The following is a 25,715-nucleotide window of genomic DNA, read 5'->3' on the forward strand; positions in this document are numbered from 1 at the left end:
CGGATTACTCTTCCTTGATCCCGCCTTTGCGGGCCAGTTCCTTCATCTCGGCGGTTTCCTTGGCGATGAAACCCGGCCAGTCGGAATAGCGTTTGAAGGCGGGTTCATATCCGACCTTCTGGAAACGCTCGATCACCGAAGGGCTCGCGATGGCCTGTTCGAGCGCCGAGGCCAGCCGATCGCGAATCGCCGGTGGAATTCCCTTCGGCGCGACCACGGTGCCCCATGAGACAAAATCGATATTGGGATAGCCGAGCTCGGCGAGCGTCGGAACATCGGGAAGAAGCGATGAGCGTTTGGCGGAGAACACCGCGAGCGGGCGAACCGCGCCGGATTCAAGCAGAGGCCTGATCGCGATCACGGTGTCGACGTGATACTCGATATGCTTGCCCATCAAATCGTTCATCGCCGGCGCGCTGCCCTTGTAGGGCAGGTGCACCATCTTGATGCCGGCACTCGATTTGAAGAGCTCGCCGGCAAAATGCGAAGTGGTCGCCACGCCGTAGGAGGCCAGCGACAGCTTGTCGGGATTCGCCTTGGCCGCGGCGACCAGCGCCGCGACGTCCTTGATCGGGTTGTCGCGGTGGGTCACCAGCACCATGGCGAGGGTGCCGGTCTGGGCGATCGGCTCGAAATCCTTCGCGCTGTCATACGGCACGTTCTCCCTCACCGCATGCTGCAGGGTGAAGGTTGAATTCGAACTGGAGAGCAGGGTATAGCCGTCGGGTGCCGCGTTGGCAGCCTCCTTGGCGGCGATCGTGGTGCCGCCGCCGGGGCGATTGAGCACGATCACGGGCTTGCCGAGGCGCTGCTCGAGCTCGCCCGCGATGATGCGCCCGACGACATCGGAGGCTCCACCCGGAGGGAAGGGCACGATCAGTTGCAGTGGCTTTTCGGGATAGTTGACTTGCGCCGACGCGATCGACGGACAAGCCGCCAAACAGGCCGACGCGATCGCGCCCACCAAACATTTGCGTAACATGTCGAAAAGGCCTCCTGTCTTTCCGTAACCCCCGGCAGTTCGCGCCGGGGTTCTCGGCGACAGCCATCCCGGATCGATCGGGCAGGGTCCCTTGAATCGACCCTCTGATCAAGCCTGTTGTTGGATCGTTACCACCCCTCCAGCACGATCTTGCCGCGCGATTTGCCGCTTTCCAAAAGCGCATGCGCCCGTTTCAGGTTGGCGGCGTTGATGGTGCCGAAGGTCTGGTCGAGCGTGGTGCGCAGCACGCCCTTGTCGATGAGGTCGGAGACATCGTTCAAGAGGTGATGCTGGGCGATCATGTCGGGCGTCTGGAACGAGGAGCGCGTGAACATCGATTCCCAGTGCACTGAGATTGCCTTGCCCTTGAACACGCTCATGGTGAATTCCGGCGGATCGTCGATCAGTCCGAACTTGCCCTGCGGCGCCATGAACTCGGCGATCGCCTTGTAGTGCTGGTCGGTGAAAGTGAGACTCGCGACCAGACCGACCGGCGGCACTTTCAGCTTCTCGATCTGCTCCTTCATCGGCTTGGAATGGTCGATCACGGCATGCGCGCCGAGATCGAGGCACCATTTCTGCGATTCGGGACGCGTGGCAGTGGCGACCACCGTCAAGCCCGTGAGGCGGCGCGCGAGCTGGATCAGGATTGAGCCGACGCCGCCGGCGCCGCCGACAATCAGCAGCGTGCGTGGATCGAAGCTTTTGCCCGCCACCGCGCCGAGCCGGTCGAACAACAATTCCCAGGCGGTGATTGAGGTCAGCGGTAGCGCGGCGGCCTGCGCGAACGACAGCGATTTCGGTTTCCTGCCGACGATCCGCTCGTCGACCAGGTGAAACTCCGCGTTGGTGCCCTGGCGCAAAATCGAGCCCGCGTAAAACACCTCGTCACCGGGCTTGAACAACGTGACGTCGGGGCCAACAGCATCGACGATACCGGCGGCGTCATAGCCGAGAATTTTGGTCTCGCCCTCAGGCGGGGCGGCGCGCTTGCGGACCTTGTAATCGACCGGGTTGGCGGAGATCGCCTTGACGGCGACGCAGATGTCGCGGCCGGTCGGTTCCGGCTTGGCGGCCTCGAAATCGATCAGCGCATTGGCGTCCTCGATGGGGAGCGATTTTCGGTATCCGACGGCTTTCATGGGCGAGCCTCCTTGTTAGAAGAGTTGGTTTCCTACCTGTCGCGCTGGCATCCACTTGGCAAGTACTGTAAATTCGGGGAACTAGTCCCTGCTTGGATACTATTGGGAAAACTCCGGGAAAATCTCATGAAACGGCGAAATTTCGCTCGGCGGCCGGGCTGCGCGGTGGAAGCCACGCTCGACCTGATCGACGGCAAATGGAAGGGCGTGATCCTGTTTCATCTTTTGGCCGGCACCCAGCGCTTCGGGGAGTTGCGGCGGCGGATGCCCGGGATTACCCAGCGCATGCTGACAAAACAGCTCAGGGCACTCGAGGAGGACAAGCTCGTGATCCGCAAGGTCTATGCCGAGGTGCCGCCGCGCGTCGAATACACGCTGTCGGAGATCGGTGAGAGCCTTAGGCCTGTGATCGAGACGCTCAGGGTGTGGGGCGAGGGTCATCAGGAACGACTATCCTGTGGGCCTGCATCCGACGGCGTCAAAGAGCCCGAACGCGCGGCGTAGCTGCCGTATGGTGTACCGCTTTATCTTCTCTCGTTGCCGCCCCGCAGCTATATGTGTGGCGCTGAATTCCGGGATTTCGAAATGAGTTTGATCCGTTCCGTCACCCTGCTGCTGGTTTCAGTCGTCGTTGCAACGCCAGCGCTGGCGCAGGACCGCCGCGTACCATCCTCAACCGCTGAACTCAGGCTGTCCTACGCGCCGATCGTGCAGCATGCGCAGCCGGCGGTCGTGAACGTCTATGCTGCGAAGACGGTCCAGAACCGCAATCCGCTGCTGGACGATCCGATCTTCCGCCGCTTCTTCGGCGTGCCCGGCATGCAGCCCGAGCAGATGCAGCGCTCGCTCGGCTCCGGCGTGATGGTCGACCCAATGGGGCTCGTGGTCACCAACAACCACGTCATCGAGGGCGCCGACCAGGTCAAGATCTCGCTCGCCGACAAGCGCGAGTTCGAGGCCGAGATCGTGCTCAAGGACAGCCGCACGGATCTCGCCGTGCTGCGCGTCAAAGACGGCAAGGAGAAATTCGCCACCCTCGATTTCGCAAATTCCGATGAGCTCATGGTCGGCGACGTCGTGCTCGCGATCGGCAATCCCTTCGGCGTCGGCCAGACCGTGACGCATGGCATCGTCTCGGCACTGGCGCGCACCAAAGTCGGCATCACCGACTACCAGTTCTTCATCCAGACCGACGCGGCGATCAATCCTGGCAATTCCGGCGGCGCACTGGTCGACATGACCGGCAAGCTGGTCGGCATCAACACCGCGATCTTCTCGCGCTCCGGCGGCTCGCAGGGCATCGGCTTTGCGATCCCGGCCAACATGGTGCGGGTCGTCGTGGCGTCCGCCAAGAGCGGCGGCAAGGCGGTCAAGCGGCCGTGGCTCGGCGCAAAGCTGCAGGCGGTGACGCCTGAAATCGCCGAGACACTGGGGCTGAAGCTGCCGAACGGCGCTCTGGTCGCCAATGTCTCACCGAACAGTCCGGCCGCACGCGCCGGCCTCAAGCCGTCCGACCTGATCGTCGCGGTCGAAGGCCAGACCATCGACGATCCCAACGCGTTCGATTATCGCTTCGCCACGCGGCAGCTCGGCGGCGCGGCGCAGATCGACGTGCAGCGCGCCGGCAAGATCGTCAAGGTCACGGTGCCGCTGGAGACCGCGCCCGACACCAACCGCGAGGAAATCGTGCTCACCGGGCGCTCGCCGTTCCAGGGCGCCAAGGTTGCCAATATCTCGCCGGCGATCGCCGACGAATTGCATCTGGATTCCCAGAGCGAGGGCGTCGTGGTGATCGATCTCGCTGACGGCGGCACCGCGGCCAGCGTCGGTTTCCAGAAAGGCGATATCATCCTGGCGGTCAACAACCAGAAGATCAGCAAGACCAGCGACCTCGACAAGGCCTCCAGGGCCGGCTCTCGGCTCTGGCGCATCGTCGTGGTGCGCGGCGGCCAGCAGATCAACGTGACATTGGGCGGATGAGCCCGAAGAAACCCAGCGAAGCGCCTAACCTCTTTGCTGCGGCAGGGATGGAAGAGGATGCGCCGCGTCCGCTGCCCGACCGGCTGCGCCCGCGCTCGCTCGCCGAGGTCGTCGGACAGGATCACATCCTCGGTCCCGACGGCGCGCTGACGCGCATGCTGGAAACGCGCACGCTGGGCTCGCTGGTGTTCTGGGGACCGCCGGGCACCGGCAAGACGACGGTGGCGCGGCTTCTGGCCGACGCCACCGAGCTGCATTTTGAGCAGATCTCCGCGGTGTTTTCCGGCGTCGCCGACCTGAAGAAGGCGTTCGACGCGGCGCGCGGGCGACGCGAGATAGGCAAGGGCACGCTGCTCTTCGTCGACGAGGTGCACAGATTCAACCGCGCGCAGCAGGATTCATTCCTGCCCGTGATGGAAGACGGCACCGTGGTGCTGGTCGGCGCCACCACCGAAAATCCGTCATTCGAGCTCAACGCGGCGCTTCTGTCGCGCGCGCGGGTTTTGGTATTTCATTCGCTCGACGCCGCCGCGATCGAGAAGCTCTTTGTGCATGCCGAGAAGGTCGAGGGCCGAAAGCTGCCGCTCGATGCCGAGGCGCGCGCCGTGCTGGTGCGCATGGCTGACGGGGATGGCCGCGCCGCGCTGACTTTGGCCGAAGAGGTCTGGCGTGCCGCGCGCAAGGATGAAATCTTCAATGCCGCGCAATTGCAGGAAATCCTGCAGCGCCGCGCACCGATCTACGACAAATCCGCCGACGGCCATTACAACCTGATCTCGGCGCTGCATAAATCGGTGCGCGGTTCCGATCCCGATGCGGCGCTGTACTATCTCGCGCGCATGCTGGATGCCGGCGAGGACCCGCTGTTCCTGGCGCGGCGCGTGGTGCGCATGGCGGTCGAGGACATCGGTCTTGCCGATCCGCAGGCGCTGGTGATCTGCAATGCCGCCAAGGATGCGTACGACTTTCTCGGCCATCCCGAAGGCGAGCTCGCGATCGCGCAGGCCGTGATCTATCTCGCCACCGCGCCGAAATCGAACGCCGCCTACAAGGCCTTTGGCGCTGCGATGCGCACGGCGAAAGAGGGTGGGTCGCTGCTGCCGCCGAAGCACATTCTGAACTCGCCGACCAGGCTGATGAAATCGGAAGGCTATGGCGCGGGCTACGAATATAATCACGACGCGCCGGACGCCTTCTCCGGGCAGGACTACTTTCCGGAAGCCCTGGGGCGGCAGACTTTTTATGATCCGCCGGACCGCGGCTTCGAGCGTGAAATTCGCAAGCGGCTGGAATATTGGGCGAAGCTACGACGTGAACGGGACAAGCGCGAATGAGCAGGTTTGAAGCGTATTTTGGGCGGACGATGGCGGCGGTCGCCTTCGTTGTGACGCTGGCGTCGGCGTTTCCCGCGCTAGCGGAGACCGTCGAGGTGGCGCCCGGTGTGCAGGTAACAAAGCGAAGCTATCCCGCGCCGACCAACGAGCAGCCGTTCTTCGGGTTTGCGGCCAAGGATGCGGAGGAGAAGTCGGCTGACGAGAAGTTCGTGAGCGCTATCATCGCCGCAGCCGGCACGCGCGAAAAAGCGTTTGACGAAACGACCAAGCGCGCCTGGCGGGCACTCAATACCGGCAAGATCCGCGAGGCCGCCGTGCGGTTCAATCAGGCGTTCCTGATTTCGCCGGAGGAGAGCAGCGTCTATCATGGCTTTGCCGTGGTCGCGCAATTTCGCTTCAATGATCTCGACGCTGCGGATGAGCTGTTCAAGATCGCGCTCAAGCAGCCCGATCCGGTGAAGGCGCTGAGGGCCGATTATGGCCGCATGTTGCTGATCGCCAAGCGGCCGCGGGATGCCGAGCAGGTGCTGGAGCAGGCGGTCAAGGATGCGCCCGATTTCGGCGACGCCTGGACCAACCTCGCCGTTGCGCGCTACCAGAACGGCAATGCGTCGGCGGCCTGCGCGGCGGTAGAGGAAGCGTTCAAGCGCCGCCCGTCCAACAATTCCGGCCAGGATCTGATCACGGTGAAAAACGCGGCGCAGTGCAAATAGCTGGCGCGCAGCATAGCCGGCACGGCGCGGTAGCCATTCGCAACGAGGCCGCGAACCGATTGAATCTGCCGTTCGGAGGACTTGCCAGAGTCGGCCATGGACCGATAGAGACCAAAGTTTGTCACGAAACTAGATGACGCGATGGGCCAATTCCGGACTCATGCGTTGCAGCACCCTGCATCTTGTAGTCGATCACCTCGTCTGCGCGGGCAGCGCCGCGGGAAGATCGAGGCCGCGCATTCTAGCGGTCTTGAGATTGACGACCAGCTCGTATTTGGTCGGCGCTTGTAACGCGAGCACTTCCAGACAGCCTTGCATGACTAACTTGTAAGCTGACTTACCGCTGGCGACCTCTAATGTTCTGGTCAAATCCGCTTTGGACATTGGCGCGACTTGGTTTGAACGACGGTGCCGGATAGCGGTAGCGAATGCAGCAATCGATGCTTTGGAAAGGGTTATAGTCGCACGGCAATTCAGCCACGGAGATCGAGCCATCGCCATGCGCCGCGCCTCCCTGTTGCACGCTCTTACCACAGCCGGTCTGTTCTCTGGTCTGTTCCTCGGATCCAGCCTCATCTCAGATGCATCCGCCGCGACCGCGGGCCAGGCCTTGGCCGTCTCCGTCGACGATTTCAATTACATCGACACGTCGAACGAGCCCACCGATCAGACGGCCGTGCATGAAAAGCGATTGCGGGCTTTCATGACCGCGCTGCGGGACGACGTCACGGCAGACCGCCGTTTTGAGCTCGTGCCGTCCTCCTGCGCACCAAATTGTCCGACCGACGGACCGGCGTTGCGCGATCGGCTGCGCGCGGCGTCACAGGCCGGCACGCAGATCCTGATCATCGGCATCGTTCACAAGCTAAGCACGCTGGTGCAGGTGGTGCGGATTGCTGCTGTCGATACGACAGCCCAGCGCGTCGTGTTCAGAAAGTACTTCCAGTTCCGCGGCGACAATGACGAGGCATGGCAGCGGGCGGAGCGCTTCGTGTCGGAGGAGGTCCGCGACCGGCTGCTTCAAGGCAGATCGCAGCAATAGGCGACGCGTCTGAAATGGGGTCAATCGCGACCGGGTCGAGCCAGTAGCAAGTCCGGCCAAGTCCGCTATGCCGCAGAAAGCGGAAGTAAGCATTCGTGGCACGGCCACGGGGCGCTGTCGGTTGCTGGCGCTGCTCGAGAGGTGATTCAAGCTTCGGAACCGAAGCCTCGAATCATGTGCTACGAACTCGGCGATTACGACTGGACCGCCCATCAACCGATACTTCCGAACAAGCCTCGCGGCGTTCGGCGCGTAAATCACCGTCGCCTGCTCAATCGCATCCTTGTGCTGCGTTCAGGTGCACCATGACGCGACCTGCCGGAGAACCACGGTCCCCCCGCACCAATTTGCTGCGTGCTGATGAGTCCGCGCCCTAGCGGCTTTCCTTACCGAGCAGGAGATCAATCGTATGTGCGGCGATCTTCCGAAGCTGGGCCTCATCGCCGAACGCGCGCTCGAGCACTGCCAATCCGCGCGTGACGGTTGCGATGTGTAACGCCGCGATCTCAGGCGCTCCGCTGAACTCGCCTCGCTTCTTGCCCTCGGCAAGAGCTTGCTCAATCAGACCGGTGGCGCGAGCGACCAGATCCGCAAACGCCTGGCGCGCGTTCTCGTCCAGCCCTTCGCCTTCGCCTGACGCTAGCTCCATCAGCCCGCGTGTGGTCGGACATCCGCGGGGCGGGGAGCCGGAACGGAAGTTCCTTATCGTGACGTCGAAAAACGCCGTGAGCCGCTCGCGCAGCGTGCCTGCTCCGAGCGCCTTTTGCAGGCTGCTCAGATATTTGTTCGCATAGCGTTCGTAAGCGCAGAGAAACAGCGCTTCCTTGCTGCCGAAGGCGTTGTAGAGACTGCCGCGCTGCACGCCCGCATCGCGCGCGATGTCCGAAAGCGACGTGCCGCGCACGCCCTTGCGCCAGAATTGATCGAACGCGATGCGCAGGACGGTGTCGTGGTCAAACTCGCGCGGTCTCAATTCTTGCTCCTCAGTTCCGAAAATCCTGCTTCTAACGCGGCCAAATAGTATTTGACGCGTCGTCAAGAATATGTTTTTGATATCGTGTCAAAAACTACTTAGCCCATTTCGCCGATGAGGTGAAGCACCCGTGCGAGAACCGCCGCACGGGTGAGGGCCGAATGCAAAAGGATTTCGCGATGCCTCTCATTCACATCTCCCTGCGCGCCGGAAAGCCGGAAGCCTACCGGCAGGCGGTCTTCGACAGTCTCTACCGCGCCATGCGCGAGGCGCTGGGCGTGCCCGAAGACGACCAGTTCATGACCATCAGCGAGCATGACGCCGCGAACTTCCGCTACGGCAATGCCTTTGGCGTCAGGCGCAGCGATGATCTCGTGTACATCCAGATCACCGTGTTCGACACGCGCACCGCGGAGCAGAAGAAGGCGCTGTTCCGGCGGATCGCGCAATTGCTCGGCGAGCGTCCCGGCATCCGGCCTGAGGACGTATTCGTGAACATCCTCGATGCCGCGAGAGAGAATTGGTCCGTCGGCCACGGCCTCGCGCAGTTCGCCTGAGGCTGCGTAGGGCCGGCGACGTCCGCCGGTGCGGGGCAGCGCGGCGAAAGCTATTTTCCGGTCTTCACGAAATCCAGAATTTCGTCGGCAAGACGGGATTCGACCGCGTTGATCGCATACACTTCCGACATATGACTGTGCTGTGGCAGCAGGAGCGCACGTGCGCATCCGCTGGCGCGTTTGCAACTGGCTTGCCTCGCGCGGTCGAATTGCAGGATGAAGCCTTCAGGATCAAGTTCGGCGACAGCGATCATCAGGGGGATGTCGGTCGTCGCCAGACCCTGCAGCGAGGAACGTTCGGCGTAGCGCGCGGGATCATCGCCGAAATAGGCGCGCTGGCCGTCTGCGAGGGCCATCGCAGTCAGGTCGTAAATGCCCGAGATCATGATCGCGCCGGCCAAGCCGCCGCCCTTCACGTTGTGAAATTCGGGATGCGATACGTAGGTTGCGACGTGAACGGCGCCCGCGGAATGTCCCATCAGGTAGATGCGCGCGGGATCGCCGCCGCGTTCGCCGATGTTGTCCGTGACCCATCGGACCACGCTGGCCATATCCTCAGCGCCCGCCGGCCAGGGTGCTTGCGGAGCGAGGCGATAGGTGGCGTTCACGCCGATAAAGCCGTTCTTCACCGCCCACAGCATGATGTTGTCATAGAACGGGCTGGTCGGTGTCCTGCGCTTGTTGCCGCCCACGAATGCACCGGCATGTATGTAGATCAGCACCGGCCGGGTAGATGCAGCCGTCTCCGGCACGAAAACATCGAGAAGGTTGCGATCCGCCGGACCGTATCTGATGTCCCGCTCGACCTTGACGCCCTGATACGGTTCCTTCTGCTGCAGTGGCTCGAACAGTGCGGCCGTCCTGGGCGGATCGATGACCCGGCCGAGTTCGAGCAGCTTCCAGACGAGATCCTCCGACATCGGGGATGGCTGAGCGGAAGCCGCGCTCGCGATGAGGGCTGCAATCACCGTGAGTGCCGCTCTCGAAAAGGACATAGGATACTCCATTCGCGTTCCGCATCGGGCTCACCATGGCCGATCTTTAGGCCGATTTGTACCGGATTCACCGTGACGATTCCCTGCTTTTGCGCTACCGAAAAGCTCACCTTTGGAGCCAGAGCCGGATGAGCCGCCGCGACCGAAAACCGCTAAACAAGTCGCGCACTTCAGGCGATCGCCCGAAGCGAGCACAGCCCTTGCGCAACCGCAAGCCGGGAGGGTACGTGCAAGGCGATCGGCCGCCAGCGCATCGTCAGGGCGGCAAGCCCGCGCGGATTGCCGAGCCGCGGCGGGAAAAGCCGTCCCATGTGGCGGCCGAGCCCAAGCAGGCCAACGCCGAGTTGCCGTTACCTACGAAAGTGCAAACCGTCGTCGTCACCGGCGACGAAAACAACATGCGCGTCGACCGTTTCCTGGAGGCGCGCTTTCCCGGCCTGTCGTTCTCCCACATCCAGCGCATCGTCCGGAAGGGCGAGCTGCGCGTCAACGGCAAGCGGGCCGACAGCAAGGACCGGCTGGAAGAAGGCCAGAGCGTCCGCATTCCGCCGCTGCGGCTCGATGCGCCGAAGGGCACTGGTCCGCTCTCCGAGGCAGCGACCAAGACGCTGCAGGCGCTGAAGGACATGACGCTGTTCGAAGACGCCGACGTCCTGGTGCTGAACAAGCCTGCGGGCCTTGCCGTGCAGGGCGGCTCCGGTATCACGCGCAATGTCGATTCCATGCTGGAAGTGATGCGCGATGCCAAGGGGCAGAAGCCGCGGCTGGTTCACCGGCTGGATCGGGAGACATCAGGCTGTCTTCTGATCGCAAAGACCCGCTTTGCCGCCACCGCGCTTACCGGCTCGTTTCGCAGCCGCTCGGCGCGCAAGATTTACTGGGCATTGGTTGCCGGCGTGCCGAAGCCGAAGCAGGGCCGCATCTCGACCTATCTCGCCAAGGAAGAGAGCGAAGAAGACAGCATCATGCGGATCGCCAAGCATGGCGAGGAGGGTGCAAGCCACGCGGTGACCTATTATGCGGTGGTCGAGACCTCGGCGCAGAAGCTCGCCTGGGTTTCGCTGAAGCCGGTCACCGGGCGAACACACCAGTTGCGCGCCCATATGGCCCACATCGACCATGCCATCATTGGCGATCCCAAATATTTCAACAAGGAGAACTGGGACCTGCCGGGCGGCCTGCAGAACCGGCTGCATCTCCTGGCACGTCGGCTCGTGATTCCGCATCCGCGCGGCGGCGTGATCGACGTCAGTGCGCCGCTGCCGCCGCACATGCTGCAATCCTGGAATCTGCTGGGGCTCGAGGCCGACCGGTTCGACCCCATCGAGAACGCGCCGGAGGAGTAGGGCGGGGCAGCCTTTCAAGCCGCGCGCGCAGCAATATCGATCAAAGCGGCGTCGTGCAGTTCCGGTAGCGTGCGGGACGAAGTTGTCTCGGAAAGGCTTTGCTCATGACCCGCCATTGGCTCAGCGCTGCGCTTCTCTCCTGTGTTCTTGCTGTTTCGCCGGGCGCCGTCGCGGAGGCGCAGACGCTGGTCTTGAAGGGAGGCAGCGTCTACGCCTCACCTGACGCAATGCCGATCTCCGATGCCGTGATCGTGACATCAGCTGGTGTCATCGCCGCCGTCGGACGCGAAGGTGAGGTCCAGATTCCGCCTGATGCGCGCGTGATCGATTGCTCAGGCAAGACCATCGTCGCAGGCTTCTGGAACAGCCACGTCCATTTCACGGAAGCTGTATGGAAGGATGCCGGCTCCGTGCCCGCCGCGCCGCTGGCCGAGCATATGCAGGCGATGCTGACACGCTGGGGCTTCACCACCGTATGGGACCTTGGTTCAGACGGAAGAGATACCCTGGCGTTGCGCCGCCGGGTCAACTCCGGCGAGGTGCCGGGTCCGGACATTTATACCGCGGGCAGCATCTTCCCCAGGGATGGCCATCCGGCCTATCTCCCGGCTGAGATGAAGCTGCCGACGGCTTCGACGCCCGAGGAAGCCGCACAATGGGCACGCACCTTTAACGACGTCGGCCTTGACGGTGTGAAACTGTTCACCGGCTCCTTCAAGGGCACCGGCAAGCCGGTCGTGAACATGGATCCGGCGATCGCCAAGGCGGCCGTCGATGTCGCGCATGCCGCGGGCAAGCCGGTGTTCGCCCATCCGCAGAACATGGCGGGCGTGGACGCCGTGATCGCGGCCGGCGTCGACATCATGGCTCACAGCGCGCCCGGTGAACCCGCCTATTCGCCCGAGCGGCTCGCGCGCTTCAAGCAGCAGGGCATTGCGCTGGTTCCGACGCTGTCGCTGTTTGCAAAGCTCCCAGTCGCGCCCGAGATAGCCGCGCGTCTCGTTGAAACGACCGTCAATCAGCTCAAGGCGTTTTCCGACAATGGCAGCCCGGTCTTGTTCGGCACCGATGTCGGCTTTACCAACCAGTATGACACCACGCTCGAATACGAACTGATGCGCCGGGCGCTTTCCGAACGGCAGGTGCTGGCATCGCTGACGACGAACCCGGCGAGCTATTTCAAGGCCGCAAAGAAGGGGCGGGTCGAGAAGGAATTCGATGCCGACCTCGTGGTGCTCGACGGCGATCCCATCGCCGACGTCCGCAACCTCGCCAAGGTCGCCTACACCATCCGCGCCGGCAGGGTGATTTATCAGAGGCCGTGAACTCGCGCCCTTGTCGAAGGTCGCGATCCATTGCAGGGAACCGGCCGAACGGCCGCTCGTGAAACCAACATCACAATTGGCCGACGCAACGGCCTCATCAGCTTTATTTGCATCCACCGTTATCGTATTGTCAGACCTGAATTATTACTCGATCTTGGCAAGCTGAATCACGATATGCGTGAACTATTCGATGAAGTCGCCGGACACTCGCCGCTCGATCCGCAGGAGGCGGTGCGCCGCGCTACGCGCGCGCCCCAGCGCAAACGCTTCTACAAGGAAGCCGGCATCGTCGCGGCGGATGGCGGGTTCTCTGTGACGCTGGACGGCCGACCGATCCGCACGCCGTCCGGCCGCCAGGTCGTCGCCCCGACCAGCGGCATCGCCGACCAGATCGCCGCCGAATGGAACGCGCAAGGCGAGACCATCGATCCACTGACCATGCCGTTGACGCGCTTTGCCAACTCGGTTGGCGAGGTCACCGATCGCGTCGATGCCGTGGCCGACGATGTCGAGAAATATCTCGGCTCCGATTTGCTGTTCTACCGCGCCGGCCATCCCGAGGCGCTGGTCGCCCGCGAAGCCGCGCAGTGGGACCCCGTGCTGTCCTGGGCCGCGACCGAACTTGGCGCCCACTTCATCCTGTCCGAGGGCATCGTTCATGTGACCCAGCCGGAGCAGGCGATCAACGCCGCGCGCAGCGTATTTCCGGCCGACCCCTGGTCGGTGGCGGCGCTGCATGTGGTGACGACGGTGACAGGCTCCGCACTGCTGGCGCTGGCGCTTTGGCGCGGGGCCATGAAATCCGACGACGTCTGGGCGGCCGCCCATGTCGATGATGACTGGAACATCGAGCAATGGGGCGCCGACGAGGAAGTTACGGCCCGCCGTGCGGCGAGGTTCGTCGATTTCCGGGCTGCGGTGACTATTTTGGAGTCCTTACGGGCCTGAACGCCTCCGGTCCGGTTAAGGAGAGGTTTACGGCGCCGGGTTAGCCTTCTTGACCCTGGCCGAGACCTCAAACCATGGCGATTTCGATCAATCCCGTTTTGCCGGTGCTATCAGCCCAAGAGGCTGGCAGCATTGCGCCCGAGCTCGTGCTGCAGCCGGGCAGCGTGGTCAACGCGCAGGTTCTGAAGGTGCTGTCCGCCGATCTCGTGCGGATTGCGATCGCCAGCCTCTCGATCGATGTGGCCACGGAAGTACCGCTGCAGCAGGGCCAGAACCTGCAGCTTGCGGTGTCGCAGACCAAGGACGGCATTCGCCTCGCCGTGGTCGGGCAGGGCGGCGCTTCGGCCGACGCCGTCACCCTTTCACCCGACGCGCTGGCCGATGTCCCCACCAACCATTTAACCAGCGTGGCACCGAAGAACGTGCTGACACCGGTGGAGCGCGCTGCCGTCTCGGCAGCCGCGCAGGCCGCGGCGAGCGAACAGGACAGCCTGGCGCCCTTGTTCGCCAACCTCGGCGCGGCGGTTTCCTCCAGCAGCCTGCCGCCGAAACTGCGCGAAGCGATCGCCCAGGTGCTCGCGCAACAAACCAGTCTCGATCAGAACCTTGATGGCGGTGACATCAAGACCGCGTTCCAGAAGTCTGGAATCTTCCTCGAGGCATCGCTGGCGTCAGGTTCGGTGCCGCCGGGCAGTGTCCCCGATCTGAAAGCCGCGCTGATCGTGCTGCGCCAGACCCTGCACTCGGCGCTCGGTCTCAATGCGGTATCTGCGTCACCCGCACCGGCCGGCGCGCAACAGGCCGCGCTGCCGCAGGCCAGCACGGCGAACACCGTGTCGCCTTTGTCGTCCAATGTCGACGTGCAGAAAATCATGCTGCCGCAGGCGCGATCGCCGGCAGGAGAGAATCTCGCGCTGGCGACTATCATAACTCGAAGCCCGCTTGCACCTCTGCCGGGCACCCAATATTCGGCCGGGGCGACGCTGAGCCTGCTGCAGGAAGCGCTGCATGAACTCGGTGTCCCCATGCGGGCAACCACTGCCGCGCCGAACGATGTTCGCAGCGGCGACGTAACCTTCCAGACCAACACACCACCGCCGCCGGTCCGCGGCGCGCCGCCGGCCGCGCAGCCGATCGCCGCGCCGACGCTTCAGCCGCAGGCGCCGCTGGAATCGACGGCGCATCATCTGCTCGATGACACCGACGCTGCCATAGCGCGGCAGACACTGTTGCAGGTGGCCTCCTTGCCGGATTGCATCGATACGTCCGCGCCCAGAACCGACACGACATCGCCGCGCTGGCACTTCGAAATTCCCTTCGCAACACCGCAGGGCACCGCGATGGTGCAATTCGAGATTTCGCGCGACGGCGGCCACGAGGAGGTCGAGGCGGCGAAGCGGGTGTGGCGGGCGAGATTTTCGCTCGACGTCGAGCCGGCCGGTCCGGTTCACGCACTGATATCGCTGACCTCTGACAAGACCTCGGTGCGGATCTGGGCGGAACGGCCGGCGACGGCAGAGCAACTGCGCGCCGGGTCCTCGCAGCTCAGCCAGGCGCTCAGCCGCGCCGACTTGCAGCCCGGCGATATCGTGATCCGCGACGGCGCGCCGCCGCAGGCTGCGCCTGCCGCCCGTGCCGGGCATTTCCTGGACCGCGCGCTATGAGCGTCGAGACCAAGAGCAAGCTTGCGGTCGCGCTGCATTATGACAAGACCGGCGCGCCGCGTGTCGTCGCCAAGGGCAAGGGCACCATCGGTGCCAAGATCGTCGAACTCGCCAAGGCTCACGACATTCCGATCGAGGAGAACGAAGTCCTGGCGGGCGCGTTGTCCCATGTCGAGATCGGCGACGAAATCCCGCCAGAGCTCTACAAGGCGGTCGCCGAAGTGCTGATCTTCGTGCTGCGGCTGTCGGGCCGCGTGCGCTGATTTGTAGGCTTTCGCGCAAGTGGACGCTGGTTTCGTGGTCGGAACATCCGCCAAACTAAAAGCCTGCTTGTCATAGTTTTTCCACGATGCCATCAGCATCGTCGCGCCGTTCAACCAGGTTGGATATTCCCGTGATCAATCGTCGCCATGCGCTCGGTCTTCTTGCTGCGACCCCGTTCGTACCCGCGCGCGCTCTTGCCAATGTCTCTTATCAGCGCAGCGAGTTTCGCGACGATCTATCCAAGCGCTTCTTCGACCTCGGCACCGTCGGCACCTTCGTTGCTTACAAGGTGGACGATTACCTGATCATCGCCAGCGACAAGGTGCGCTCGGGCGAGGGCAGGCTGCCGGCCTCGACATTCAAGATTCCGAACTCGATCATCGCGCTTGAGACCGGCGTGGTCGAGGACCCCGACAAGGACGTCTTCAAGTGGGACGGCGTGACGCGCAGCATCGAGTCCTGGAACAAGGATCACACGCTGCGCTCGGCGATCGCGGCCTCAGCGGTGCCGGTCTATCAGGAAATCGCCCGGCGCATCGGGCAGGAGCGCATGCAGAAATATCTCGACCTGTTCGACTACGGCAACCATGACATCGGCGGCGGCATCGATCAGTTCTGGCTGACCGGCAGTTTGCGCATCGATCCGATCCAGCAGATCGATTTCGTCGATCGCCTGCGGCGCGGCGTGCTGCCGGTGGGTAAGCGCAGCCAGGAGCTGACGCGCGACATCCTGCCGGTGACCAAGGTGGGCGATGCCACCATCCGCGCCAAGAGCGGACTTTTGGGAGCCGAGCAGGGCAAGCCGTCGCTGGGTTGGATGGTCGGTTGGGTGGAGAAGGGGTCTTCCGCCACCGTGTTCGCCATGAACATGGACTGCAAGGAGCAAAGCCACATCGCCGCCCGCATGACAGTCACGCAGCAATGCCTCGCCGATATCGTGGCCTATTGACGCGCTGATCCGGGTTGCGCAGGCTAGGGTTGCACGAACCCAACCGCGACGCTGACGGGGTAGGGACAGCCAACGGAGCTTTGCATACTGCATCGCCGCTCGGTTCTGCTCGCAGGCCCGGCGCTGCTGATCGCGCGGGGAAAGGCGCAGGCCCAGTCAATGCCGGAGCGGGATCTCGCCGCCATCCTGAAAGAGCGTGTGGATATCAGCCGTGACACGATGGGGATCGTTGCTGCGACGATCGATGGCGGGCAGCGCAGCGTGACCGCCTACGGACGTTCCGGCACTGATCGCCCGCTCGATGCCGACACCGTATTCGAGATCGGCTCGATTACAAAAGTGTTCACGGCGCTGCTGTTCGCCGACATGGTGCTGCGCGGCGAGGTAGCGGCGGAAGACCCTGCGGCGAAATTTCTGCCAGCCAGCGTCAAGATGCCGGATTTCGAGGGAGCGCCGATTACGCTGATGGATCTGGCGACCTACACGTCTGGCCTGCCGCGGATGCCGTCCAATTTCGCGCCAAGAGACTGGGGAAATCCCTACATCGATTACACCGCCGAGCGACTCTACGATTACCTATCGAACCACAAGCTCGGCTTCAAACCGGGCACGCGCTATGAATATGCCAATCTTGGCTTCGGCCTGCTGGGCCATATCCTCGCGCTGCGCGCCGGCAAGAGTTATGAGGAGCTCGTCGTGTCGCGCATTTGCGCGCCGCTAAGCATGGACGACACCCGCATCACGCTCACAAGTTCGATGCGACAGCGCCTGGCGCAGGGGCACAGCGCTGCACTGGAGCCGGTCTCGAATTGGGATTACTTGGCATTTGCCGGCGCCGGCGCGTTTCGTTCAACGGCGAACGACCTGTTGAAGTTTCTTCTGATGTGTCTCGATCCCGCCGATACGCCGATCGCCGCCGCGCTGAAGATGACGTTTTCCGAGCGCCGCCCGCGGGCCGATCAGGGCGACGTGGCGCTCGGCTGGTTCGTCAACTTGCGGTTCGACGACGAACTGATCTGGAAGAGTGGCGGCACCGGCGGCTACGCGGCCTTCATCGGCTACTCGACCAGAACCCGGCGAAATCGCATCCTGCTCTCGAATGCAGCCGACCTATGACGCCAATATCGCGTTTGGCATGCATCTGGTGAACGCGGCATACCCGCTGCCAAACTAGACAGGCCAGGACGCCGGATGACCTGAATATCAGTCAATCGACGCCTCGCGGGTTGGACGCCCGCTCCGTTGCGATTTGGTTCGCAGCTCAACGCCGGTTCAGCGCTAACGAGACGGACGTGACGTTCGTACCCTGCGGCTGGATCGACACCGTCTGCTTCCCGCCACGCGTCGTCAACGACAAGTTGGCCGAGAAGTTGTCGCCTCTTGCCGCAGCCTGAACGTGGTCGCCGGCCGCACGTCCGGAAAGTGTCCCGGAAGCGTTACGGCTTGCTTCGCTCCATGAGCCCGAGATTGTGCCGCCGCTGTATTCGACCTCGCTTGCGAGATCGAAATTATAGCTTGCGCTGGCGCATCTCAGATTGAGCCGGAGTTGCTCGCCGCTTCCGGCGACATCGTAGGCCGCGCGGCAACGCAGTTGCTCTTGTTGTCCATCTGTGGTGCGCAGCACGCCGCCGCCTGACCATGTACCCGCCATGCTGGCGAAGGGCGAGGCGGGCGCTGCCAATGCCGCGCCGGGCAGGCTGAGCGAGACTAGAAGAAGCGTTGCTCTGGTGAGATTTGATCCGTACATCGGATGACCTCCGTTTCGGTCTGGTCAACCAACGTCCAAACCATCCACGGGTTCATGGTTCCGCTGTCGGCACAGGCTTGTGAAGCGAGGTTCCGTGTGCCCGGCGCGGTCAATAACGCCTGCAGGAATTCGCTCACCGCTTTCTGGGCTTCCCCAGATATTTGCTGCCGTGGTGCGACAGCCTTGGAGGGACTGCGACAAGCTATAGAGCAGCCATCAGTTCGTAGGCTTGCCGATCCGCCCGAGATGCGTGAAGGAAAAGCCGCTCAGATATTTCAGCCCGTAGCCGAGCGCGCGGTCGAAGCCGATATGGGCGAGCCAAATCATCGCGACAGAGAGAATGAGCGGCGAGGCGGTGGCAAATCCGCCGGTCATGATCGCGACCGGGGCGAGATAGCTGTGGGCGGCGTTGTAGATGAGGGCGCCGAAACGCGGACCCGACAGATAGGCCGCAAAGCTGAGATCGGGCACGAAAAACAGGACAGCATAGATCCACCAGTCGCCATCCCAGATATAATAAAGCAGCGTCATCCCGATAAAGAGCGCTAATCCTTCCAGCCGCAGCACCGTTCGCACACCCCCTGTGACGGCGCCCGAGGTGTCGGCGCTCGCAGTATCGGTCATTCTGCTCCCCATGGTCTGGATGCGCATATAGGGTCCGCGAGATGGCGGTACCAGAGGGCGGGAAGGGTGTTTCCTGTCCGGAAAATGCCGTGTTAGAAGGCCCTCAAATCGACACCGGAACGGGGCGGAAGCAGCATGAAGGATATCCTGGACACCCTCGAGGCACGGCGCGCCGGCGCCAAGCTTGGCGGCGGCGAAAAGCGCATCGAGGCGCAGCACGCCCGCGGAAAATTGACCGCGCGAGAGCGCATCGAGCTGCTGTTGGATAAGGGCTCGTTCGAGGAATTCGACATGTTCGTCGAGCACCGCTCGATCGAATTCGGCATGGAAAAGACCAAGGTGCCGGGGGATGGCGTTGTCACCGGCTGGGGCACCGTCAACGGCCGCAAGACGTTTGTGTTCGCCAAGGACTTTACCGTGTTCGGCGGCTCGCTGTCCGAGACTCACGCGCTGAAGATCACGAAGCTGCAGGACATGGCGATGAAGGCGCGGGCGCCGATCATCGGCCTCTATGACGCCGGTGGCGCGCGCATCCAGGAGGGCGTCGCCGCGCTCGCGGGCTATTCCTACGTCTTCCGCCGCAACGTCATTGCCTCGGGCGTGATCCCGCAGATCTCCGTCATCATGGGCCCCTGCGCCGGCGGCGACGTCTACTCGCCCGCCATGACCGACTTCATCTTCATGGTGAAGAACACCAGCTACATGTTCGTCACCGGCCCCGACGTGGTGAAGACCGTCACCAACGAGGTGGTGACCGCCGAAGAGCTCGGCGGCGCCTCAGTGCATGCCACGCGCTCCTCGATTGCGGACGGCGCGTTCGAGAACGATGTCGAGGCGCTGTTGCAGATGCGCCGGCTGATTGACTTCCTGCCGTCCAACAACACTGACGGCGTGCCGGAGTGGCCGAGCTTCGATGATATCGGCCGGGTCGACATGTCCTTGGACACGCTGATCCCCGACAATCCGAACAAGCCCTACGACATGAAGGAATTGATCCTGAAGGTCGTGGACGAGGGCGACTTCTTCGAAATCTCGGAAGCTTTTGCGAAGAACATCGTCACCGGCTTCGGCCGCATCGCCGGCCGCACCGTCGGCTTCGTCGCCAACCAGCCGATGGTGCTGGCGGGCGTGCTCGATAGCGACGCCTCCCGCAAAGCGGCGCGGTTTGTCCGTTTTTGCGATGCCTTCAACATACCGATCGTGACGTTTGTTGACGTGCCGGGCTTCCTGCCGGGCACCGCCCAAGAATATGGCGGCCTGATCAAGCACGGCGCGAAATTGTTGTTCGCGTACTCGCAATGCACGGTGCCTCTCGTCACCGTCATCACCCGCAAGGCCTATGGCGGCGCCTTCGACGTCATGGCGTCGAAGGAAATCGGCGCCGACATGAACTACGCCTGGCCGACCGCGCAGATCGCCGTGATGGGCGCCAAGGGCGCTGTGGAAATCATCTTCCGCGCCGACATGAACGACCCCGACAAGATCGCCAAGCGCACCAAGGAATACGAAGACCGCTTCCTGTCACCCTTCATCGCGGCCGAGCGCGGCTACATCGACGACGTCATCATGCCGCATTCGACACGGCGCCGCATCGCGCGAGCGCTGGCGATGCTCAGGGATAAGAAGGTCGAGATGCCCGCGAAGAAGCACGATAATTTGCCGTTGTGACAGGTGCCGTAGGGTGGGTTAGCGAAGCGTAACCCACCGGCAGAGCTGTCCGCGTATCAAGACGTTGGTGGGTTACGCCGGAGCTTGTCATCGGGCCGCGCCTTAGCGCGGACCCGGTGGGCTAACCCACCCTACGAAGCGAGTTTCGCCTACGCCGCCTTGTTCTGCTGCTTCATAAATTCCGTCGCGCGCTTCTTGAGCTCAGCCGGCGATACGTCCTCGATATGGGTGCCGATGTGCCAGCGGTTGCCGGCCGGGTCCGTCACGGCGCCGCTGCGGTCGCCATAGAACATGTCCGCAGGCTCCATCACCGACGTGCCGCCGGCCTTCAGCGCCATCTGGTAAACCGCATCGACGTTGGGCACGTAGATGTACAGCATGGCCGAAGTGGCCTTTGCGCGCTCGGAAGCATCGGAAATCATCACGATGGAATTTCCGATTCTGAACTCCGCATGCATGACCTTGCCGTCGGGCCGCATCATCGGCTCGAATACCGGTTGGGCTCCGAAGGCCTCTTTCATGAAGCGGATGATCTTGTCTGCGCCGTCGACGACGAGATAAGGCGTGACGGTGTGGTATCCCTCAGGAACCGGCTTTACTTTTGTTGCCATGGCTGTCTCCTCTGTTTCGATGGATTTGATCCATGTAGGGCGGCCCAGCCCGCTTCTCCTTTTGCTCGCGATTTTCGATCCGGTCTTTGAGCATAATATGGCGGCCGTGGTGCCGCGCCCGCGTTTGAGCGGTGGTCGCGTCAATGCTGTCCGCTGCCAAGTTCCGTGTTGCCGCCGACCTTAGGGCAGTGACCGCGACCTAACTCTGCAAGAGAGGCACAAAGTCGTATTCGCCGACGCCTTGCAAAACCGGGAAGGTGAGCGATGTCGTGCCGCCGTACAGGTCGGCCGACCCACCCTACAATCCGTCACTCCATATCCTCGCGCTTCCGCTGCTCACCCTCGCGCAGCCGCTGCGCGATTGCGGTTCGTCGCGGGATCAGCGCGGCCTCATCGGCGAGGCGCTGCGCGAGATCGGAGTGGTATTGCTGCACGACATCGAGCACCGCCTCCTTGGCGAGGCGGCGATGATAGTCGGCCAGGAATTTGTGCAGGTCAGCGAGCTGTTCGTCATCCATAGCGATCGCGCCTCAGCCGCGATGCCGGATTATAACGCAACCTGTTGATCCCACACCAGCTTTTCCGATCCCGGAAGTTTCATAAATCTGTCGCAGAAGGAGTGCGGCACATTCAGGTCGTCCGAATGCCATCCGTTAACCACTTGTTAACCATAGCGGCCTTAGCGTTAGTCACTATCCGGTCATGATCACCCGATTCCAGCGCGGTTCGTTCGAGGAGAACAGCCGATGTCCGTTGAGATTCTGACCTACGCAGACCTGGGCGCTCGCCTGAATATCTCGGCAGCGGCTGCTCGTTCGCTTGCCAGGCGGCTCCACTTGCCGCGCACGCTTTCGGATGACGGCAAGGCCCTGGTGAGCGTGGATCTTGCTGAAGTAAGGCATAGGCCACATCCGCTGGGCCGTCGTCAGGCGGCCGACGTTGCTCAGCTGACGACAGCGATCGCGGCGCTGCAAGCGGAGGTCGGGCAGCTCGAGGCCAGGGCAGCCGCTCATCGCGCGGATTTCGAGTACGAACGCGAGCGCGCGGATCGCCTGATGGCGGAGCTGCTGCAGGCGAATGCCGAGACCACGGCCGCCAGGGAGGCGGCGGCGCGGCTCGAAGGTGAAGTGACGGCGCTGCGGACCGCCGTCAGAGCTGGCAGTTCCGACGAGAATCACGGACATTCTGCGCGGCGGGTAGGGCACCTGGCTGCGACTTTGGTGGAAGCAGACCGCAAGGCTGCGCGTAGGTAGCAATCGCTTTTTCTCATTCCGCGGTTGAGCGGAGCAACCGTGGGGCGAAAATGACTGGCATCGATATCCGCGAGCTGAGGGCCCGTATCATCGTCTTCGGGGTCGGCGGCGCCGGGGGCAATGCCGTCAACAACATGATCGAGGCCGGGCTCGAGGGCGTCGAGTTCATCGTCGCCAACACCGATGCGCAGGCGCTCACCAGTTCGAAGGCGCAGCGCGTCATCCAGATGGGCACGCAGGTGACCGGCGGCCTCGGCGCCGGCGCGCAGCCCGATGTCGGCCGCGCGGCGGCGGAAGAAACCCTTGATGAAATCCGCGATCACCTGAGCGGCGCCAACATGGTGTTCATCACGGCCGGCATGGGCGGCGGCACCGGCACCGGCGCGGCGCCCGTGATCGCGAGGGCCGCGCGCGATCTCGGCATTCTCACCATCGGCGTCGTCACCAAGCCGTTCTATTTCGAGGGCCAGCGCCGCATGCGCTCGGCGGAAGCCGGCATCGCGGAACTGCTGAAGGTGGTTGATACGCTGCTGATCATCCCGAACCAGAACCTGTTCCGCGTAGCCAATGCGAAGACCACCTTTGCCGATGCCTTCGCGATGGCCGATCAGGTGCTCTATTCGGGCGTCGCCTGCATCAGCGATCTCATCGTCAAGGAAGGCCTGATCAATCTCGATTTTGCCGACGTTCTCTCAGTCATGCGCGAGAAGGGCAAGGCGATGATGGGCAGGGGCGAGGCTTCCGGCGACAAGCGCGTACTCAACGCCGCCATTGCTGCGATCTCCAATCCGCTCATCGAGAATCCCTCGATCAAACGCGCCAGCGGTCTGATCGTCTCCATCACCGGCGGCAGGGACCTGACGCTGTTCGAGGTCGACGAAGCGGCAACCCGCATCCGCGACGAGGCCGATCCGGACGCCAACATCATCGTCGGCGCCACCTTCGATGCCGATCTCGAAGGTATTGTCCGTGTCTCGGTCGTCGCTACCGGCATCGACAATCTCGAGGCGACGGGCGCGGCGCATCCGGCGGAAGGCCTGCTTTCGGACCTCGCTGGCAGGCTGAGCCACGACAGACGTCGTATTGCCGATCGTGTAGCGCCGCCACCGGTTCCGGCGGCCCGCCACCTCGAAGCGCGAACGGCAGTCGCCGACCATGCGCGGCCGGCGCCTCCGCAGGGTCTCGATCCGTTCGGCCGCTCCGCTCCGGTGCGCAATCCCATTGAGGAAAAAGTTCTCGACATCCCGGCCTTCCTCGGCCGCAAGTCCTCCTGACAGACTTCCGGCGGTCGGCATCCGTTGTCCCGGCGGTGACGGTCAAGTAGCATCCATCGGCTTGACGGCGCCATCAGCGGCTGTCGTGGCCCGTCATTAGGCGGAAACAACCGATACATGAGTGCTCGATCTTGGATTCGATAACCGAGGGCGATCCCGCCGACGAAATTTCACGAATCGAGGAACGGCTTGAGACGCTCGCCGAGACCGCCGAGCGATGCCGGAAGATTATTCTCGTTTCGAAGGCGGTCATCGCGGGCGGCTTCGCGCTGCTGCTCGCGACGATGCTCGGCCTGTTCGCCTCTGGTCAGACCGCCGCGCTCGGCTCGATTGCGCTGGTGCTCGGCGGCATCGTCTCGCTCGGATCGAATGTCAGCACGCTGCGGCAGACCACAGATGCGATCAGCGCAGCCGAGCTGCTCCGTTCGGACCTGATCGGCAGGATCGACCTCCGCGTGGTCGCCGACAGCCCGATGAAGCTGATGTGACGGATTTACCGCGACCGTAGAAGGTGATCTCGACGGAGGAACCCGAACGCAGTTGCCCAAAATCAGCCCTATGCCAGCCTTGCTTTGGTCAAATCGGCGGTAGGGAGTGTCTGCATTCCGACGATCGCCCGTCCAGTTGACGGCAAAACTGGCAGGAGGCCTTACATGCATTCCTCGGCGACCATCAGTCCGACCGAACCACGCGATGCTACCCCGGGATTGTCTACGCAAGACGCGGAGCTGATTGCGCGCGCCGATCAACGGCTCGCGCATGCTTATGAACAGATCGCGCTCGCGGATGAGCAGCTCGCGCGTTTCAACGAACAGATTTCCAAGTTGGAGAAAGAAGGCGCGGGGAAGAGCAAATCTCGTCCGCCAGCGCGTGGCAGGCCGGCGCTCCGCGGCTTCATTGGTCTATTGCTGACCGCGGGCATCTGTGCCGCTGCCTTCGCCTGGCATTCCTATGGTGAGACCGCGAGGCCGATGATCGCCCGGTGGGCGCCGCAACTGGCCGCGGCTTCATCGCCTCTGGAAACACCGAAGCCCGCCGCCGACCCGGCCCCGCCTGCTGTTCAGCTAGCCGCGGCGGATGCGGCAACTTCGCCATTGCCAGCTCCGGCTCAATCCGTACCGCAGGATGCGGCAGCGAGCCCGATCCCTCCCGAGATCACACAGTCGCTTCAGACGATGGCGCGCGATCTCGCCGACATGCGCCAAGAGATCGAGCAGCTCAAGGCGGGCCAGGAAGCATTGACCCGCGAAACTGCCGGGAATGCCGAGCAGCTCAAGGCGCTCAAGGAGAGCCAGGAGCAAACGGCGCGCGCGATTGCGAACGTTTCCGAACAGAATCAGCGCAGGACGTCAGCTGCTCCGCCACTGCCGGTTGCCAACCCCGCCCGCAATCCGGTTGCCAACCCTGCGCGCAAGCCAGTACCGGCGCTTGCGCCAACGGAAGCGAGAGCGCAAGCTGGAGCGCCAGTACGGTTACAGCCCCGACCACAGTAGGCTTGATCGGCGCCGCCGCAGGCCGAGGGCTGGGTCCTTTGTCTTGCGGCGACAGCGCCAGCGCTTTCGATTTTGTATGGCCGACCGCATGATCTTGAAGATCTTGCCGCTGCTCGTGCTATCCATGGTCGCGGCCGCGCGCGAAGTGGCCGCACAGGACGCAGAATGCGTCCGCGAACGCGCCGCCATGGTCGAGACCATCCGCACCTACGCCCGGTCTCGCGTCGACGCTCTGGGCCGGGATGGTCTGTCAGACAGGGTCCTTGAGGCCCTGGGGAAAACGAAGCGTCATCTGTTCATCCCAGAGCGGTCTTGCTCCATCGCATATTCGGACGCACCGCTTTCGATCGGCCATGGCCAGACCATATCGCAACCGTTCATCGTGGCCTTGATGACAGAGTTGGCCGAGGTCGCGCCCGATCATGTCGTCCTCGAAATTGGCACGGGTTCGGGCTATCAGGCCGCCATCCTCGCGCACTTGGCGCGGAAGGTCTGTACCATCGAGATCATCCCGCCATTGGCAGAGACGGCCGCGAAAACACTGCGGGATGCCGCCTATGACAATGTGAGCGTCAGGCTCGGCGACGGCTTCGCCGGCTGGCCCGAATGCGGTCCTTTTGACGCCATCGTCGTGACCGCCGCGCTCGGCGAGGTGCCGCCGCCGCTGATTGAGCAGCTCAAAGTGGGTGGCCGGCTCGTCATGCCGGTGGGGTCCGCTTACGCCTCGCAGCAGCTCACGGTCGTCGAAAAGACCGCCCCTGACAAGACGACGACGCGCGCCGTCGCCCTCGTGCGCTTTGTGCCCTTTACGCGTCCCAAAAAATAACAGCC

At 63.2% G+C, this 25,715-nt stretch carries 28 protein-coding genes and 1 pseudogene; 20 read left to right on the forward strand and 9 right to left on the reverse strand.

Annotated features, from left to right (window positions below; translation table 11 throughout):
- Positions 1-4: 4 nt before the first annotated feature.
- Positions 5-982, reverse strand: coding sequence for a Bug family tripartite tricarboxylate transporter substrate binding protein (locus tag J6524_RS20375; protein WP_225673707.1), 978 nt, complete (start codon positions 980-982; stop codon positions 5-7).
- A 128-nt stretch (positions 983-1,110) separates the two neighbouring features.
- Positions 1,111-2,124, reverse strand: a complete 1,014-nt coding sequence (locus J6524_RS20380; RefSeq protein WP_225673709.1) for a zinc-binding alcohol dehydrogenase family protein — start codon at positions 2,122-2,124, stop codon at positions 1,111-1,113.
- Positions 2,125-2,250: 126 nt separating this feature from the next.
- On the opposite strand from J6524_RS20380, the gene J6524_RS20385 reads away from it, so the two are divergent.
- From J6524_RS20385 to J6524_RS20400, 4 genes are all read left to right on the forward strand, one after another.
- Positions 2,251-2,628 carry a winged helix-turn-helix transcriptional regulator gene (locus J6524_RS20385; protein WP_225673711.1) on the forward strand — a complete coding sequence of 126 codons (378 nt, stop codon included), beginning with the start codon at positions 2,251-2,253 and terminating at the stop codon, positions 2,626-2,628.
- Between the two features lie 81 nt (positions 2,629-2,709).
- Positions 2,710-4,104 (forward strand): DegQ family serine endoprotease, encoded by a 1,395-nt coding sequence (locus J6524_RS20390; protein ID WP_225673713.1) that lies wholly within the window; start codon positions 2,710-2,712, stop codon positions 4,102-4,104.
- On the forward strand, positions 4,101-5,438 hold the full coding sequence (locus J6524_RS20395; RefSeq protein WP_225673715.1) for a replication-associated recombination protein A: 1,338 nt from the start codon (positions 4,101-4,103) through the stop codon (positions 5,436-5,438). Before J6524_RS20390 ends, J6524_RS20395 begins: the two co-directional genes overlap by 4 nt.
- On the forward strand, positions 5,435-6,151 hold the full coding sequence (locus tag J6524_RS20400) for a tetratricopeptide repeat protein (RefSeq protein WP_225673717.1): 717 nt from the start codon (positions 5,435-5,437) through the stop codon (positions 6,149-6,151). Before J6524_RS20395 ends, J6524_RS20400 begins: the two co-directional genes overlap by 4 nt.
- 192 nt (positions 6,152-6,343) lie before the next feature.
- On the opposite strand, the gene J6524_RS37400 is transcribed toward J6524_RS20400, so the two are convergent.
- Positions 6,344-6,469, reverse strand: a complete 126-nt coding sequence (locus J6524_RS37400) for a hypothetical protein (protein WP_283843330.1) — start codon at positions 6,467-6,469, stop codon at positions 6,344-6,346.
- A gap of 58 nt (positions 6,470-6,527) precedes the next feature.
- Between J6524_RS37400 and J6524_RS20405 the strand changes: the two genes are divergently transcribed.
- Both J6524_RS20405 and J6524_RS20410 read left to right on the forward strand, forming a co-directional pair.
- On the forward strand, positions 6,528-7,193 hold the full coding sequence (locus J6524_RS20405) for a DUF2380 domain-containing protein (RefSeq protein ID WP_225673719.1): 666 nt from the start codon (positions 6,528-6,530) through the stop codon (positions 7,191-7,193).
- Positions 7,194-7,367: 174 nt separating this feature from the next.
- Positions 7,368-7,499: pseudogene (locus J6524_RS20410) on the forward strand (IS5/IS1182 family transposase); the annotation flags it as partial.
- A 67-nt stretch (positions 7,500-7,566) separates the two neighbouring features.
- On the opposite strand, the gene J6524_RS20415 reads toward J6524_RS20410, so the two are convergent.
- On the reverse strand, positions 7,567-8,166 hold the full coding sequence (locus tag J6524_RS20415) for a TetR/AcrR family transcriptional regulator (protein ID WP_225673721.1): 600 nt from the start codon (positions 8,164-8,166) through the stop codon (positions 7,567-7,569).
- 179 nt (positions 8,167-8,345) lie between these two features.
- Here J6524_RS20415 and J6524_RS20420 point away from each other — a divergent pair, with 179 nt between their 5' ends.
- On the forward strand, positions 8,346-8,723 hold the full coding sequence (locus J6524_RS20420) for a tautomerase family protein (RefSeq protein WP_225673724.1): 378 nt from the start codon (positions 8,346-8,348) through the stop codon (positions 8,721-8,723).
- Between the two features lie 50 nt (positions 8,724-8,773).
- Here the strand turns inward: J6524_RS20420 and J6524_RS20425 are convergent, their stop codons facing one another.
- Complete coding sequence (locus J6524_RS20425) at positions 8,774-9,718, reverse strand: alpha/beta hydrolase (RefSeq protein ID WP_225673726.1); 945 nt, start codon at positions 9,716-9,718, stop codon at positions 8,774-8,776.
- Positions 9,719-9,846: 128 nt separating this feature from the next.
- Between J6524_RS20425 and J6524_RS20430 the strand changes: the two genes are divergently transcribed.
- From J6524_RS20430 to J6524_RS20460, 7 genes are all read left to right on the forward strand, one after another.
- Positions 9,847-11,064: an RluA family pseudouridine synthase gene (locus tag J6524_RS20430; protein WP_225673728.1), complete on the forward strand. Its 1,218-nt coding sequence runs from the start codon at positions 9,847-9,849 to the stop codon at positions 11,062-11,064.
- A 104-nt stretch (positions 11,065-11,168) separates the two neighbouring features.
- Positions 11,169-12,389, forward strand: a complete 1,221-nt coding sequence (locus J6524_RS20435) for an amidohydrolase family protein (protein WP_225673730.1) — start codon at positions 11,169-11,171, stop codon at positions 12,387-12,389.
- A 174-nt stretch (positions 12,390-12,563) separates the two neighbouring features.
- Positions 12,564-13,337, forward strand: a complete 774-nt coding sequence (locus J6524_RS20440) for an ATP12 family chaperone protein (RefSeq protein ID WP_225673732.1) — start codon at positions 12,564-12,566, stop codon at positions 13,335-13,337.
- Between the two features lie 74 nt (positions 13,338-13,411).
- A complete protein-coding gene (gene fliK / locus J6524_RS20445) occupies positions 13,412-15,001 on the forward strand; it encodes a flagellar hook-length control protein FliK (RefSeq protein ID WP_225673734.1) in 1,590 nt (529 codons plus the stop codon).
- Complete coding sequence (locus J6524_RS20450) at positions 14,998-15,264, forward strand: EscU/YscU/HrcU family type III secretion system export apparatus switch protein (protein WP_225673736.1); 267 nt, start codon at positions 14,998-15,000, stop codon at positions 15,262-15,264. Before fliK ends, J6524_RS20450 begins: the two co-directional genes overlap by 4 nt.
- A 125-nt stretch (positions 15,265-15,389) precedes the next feature.
- Positions 15,390-16,214 (forward strand): class D beta-lactamase, encoded by an 825-nt coding sequence (blaOXA, locus tag J6524_RS20455; RefSeq protein WP_376712056.1) that lies wholly within the window; start codon positions 15,390-15,392, stop codon positions 16,212-16,214.
- 159 nt (positions 16,215-16,373) lie between these two features.
- Positions 16,374-17,330: a serine hydrolase domain-containing protein gene (locus J6524_RS20460; protein WP_225673741.1), complete on the forward strand. Its 957-nt coding sequence runs from the start codon at positions 16,374-16,376 to the stop codon at positions 17,328-17,330.
- 145 nt (positions 17,331-17,475) lie between these two features.
- Here J6524_RS20460 and J6524_RS20465 read toward each other — a convergent pair whose 3' ends face one another.
- Positions 17,476-17,961, reverse strand: coding sequence for a hypothetical protein (locus J6524_RS20465; RefSeq protein WP_225673743.1), 486 nt, complete (start codon positions 17,959-17,961; stop codon positions 17,476-17,478).
- Positions 17,962-18,177: 216 nt separating this feature from the next.
- The gene (locus J6524_RS20470) at positions 18,178-18,585 is read right to left on the reverse strand and encodes a DUF4260 domain-containing protein (RefSeq protein ID WP_225673745.1); all 408 of its coding nucleotides are present in this window, start codon (positions 18,583-18,585) and stop codon (positions 18,178-18,180) included.
- Between the two features lie 135 nt (positions 18,586-18,720).
- Between J6524_RS20470 and J6524_RS20475 the strand changes: the two genes are divergently transcribed.
- On the forward strand, positions 18,721-20,253 hold the full coding sequence (locus J6524_RS20475; RefSeq protein WP_225673746.1) for an acyl-CoA carboxylase subunit beta: 1,533 nt from the start codon (positions 18,721-18,723) through the stop codon (positions 20,251-20,253).
- Between the two features lie 149 nt (positions 20,254-20,402).
- Here the strand turns inward: J6524_RS20475 and J6524_RS20480 are convergent, their stop codons facing one another.
- Entirely contained in the window at positions 20,403-20,864 is a 462-nt protein-coding gene (locus tag J6524_RS20480) for a VOC family protein (RefSeq protein ID WP_225673748.1), read from the reverse strand.
- Between the two features lie 308 nt (positions 20,865-21,172).
- The gene (locus J6524_RS20485) at positions 21,173-21,382 is read right to left on the reverse strand and encodes a hypothetical protein (RefSeq protein ID WP_225673750.1); all 210 of its coding nucleotides are present in this window, start codon (positions 21,380-21,382) and stop codon (positions 21,173-21,175) included.
- 228 nt (positions 21,383-21,610) lie between these two features.
- Between J6524_RS20485 and J6524_RS20490 the strand changes: the two genes are divergently transcribed.
- The 5 genes from J6524_RS20490 to J6524_RS20510 all read left to right on the forward strand — a co-directional run bounded on the left by J6524_RS20490 (position 21,611) and on the right by J6524_RS20510 (position 25,710).
- Entirely contained in the window at positions 21,611-22,117 is a 507-nt protein-coding gene (locus J6524_RS20490) for a hypothetical protein (RefSeq protein WP_225673752.1), read from the forward strand.
- Between the two features lie 50 nt (positions 22,118-22,167).
- A complete protein-coding gene (gene ftsZ, locus J6524_RS20495) occupies positions 22,168-23,391 on the forward strand; it encodes a cell division protein FtsZ (protein WP_225673754.1) in 1,224 nt (407 codons plus the stop codon).
- A gap of 140 nt (positions 23,392-23,531) precedes the next feature.
- Positions 23,532-23,879: a hypothetical protein gene (locus tag J6524_RS20500; protein WP_225674038.1), complete on the forward strand. Its 348-nt coding sequence runs from the start codon at positions 23,532-23,534 to the stop codon at positions 23,877-23,879.
- 165 nt (positions 23,880-24,044) lie between these two features.
- On the forward strand, positions 24,045-24,884 hold the full coding sequence (locus J6524_RS20505; protein WP_225673756.1) for a hypothetical protein: 840 nt from the start codon (positions 24,045-24,047) through the stop codon (positions 24,882-24,884).
- A gap of 76 nt (positions 24,885-24,960) precedes the next feature.
- Complete coding sequence (locus J6524_RS20510; protein ID WP_225673758.1) at positions 24,961-25,710, forward strand: protein-L-isoaspartate(D-aspartate) O-methyltransferase; 750 nt, start codon at positions 24,961-24,963, stop codon at positions 25,708-25,710.
- Positions 25,711-25,715 lie beyond the last annotated feature (5 nt).

It is taken from the genome of Bradyrhizobium hereditatis (genome assembly GCF_020329435.1).
GTDB classification, from domain to species: Bacteria; Pseudomonadota; Alphaproteobacteria; order Rhizobiales; family Xanthobacteraceae; genus Bradyrhizobium; species Bradyrhizobium hereditatis.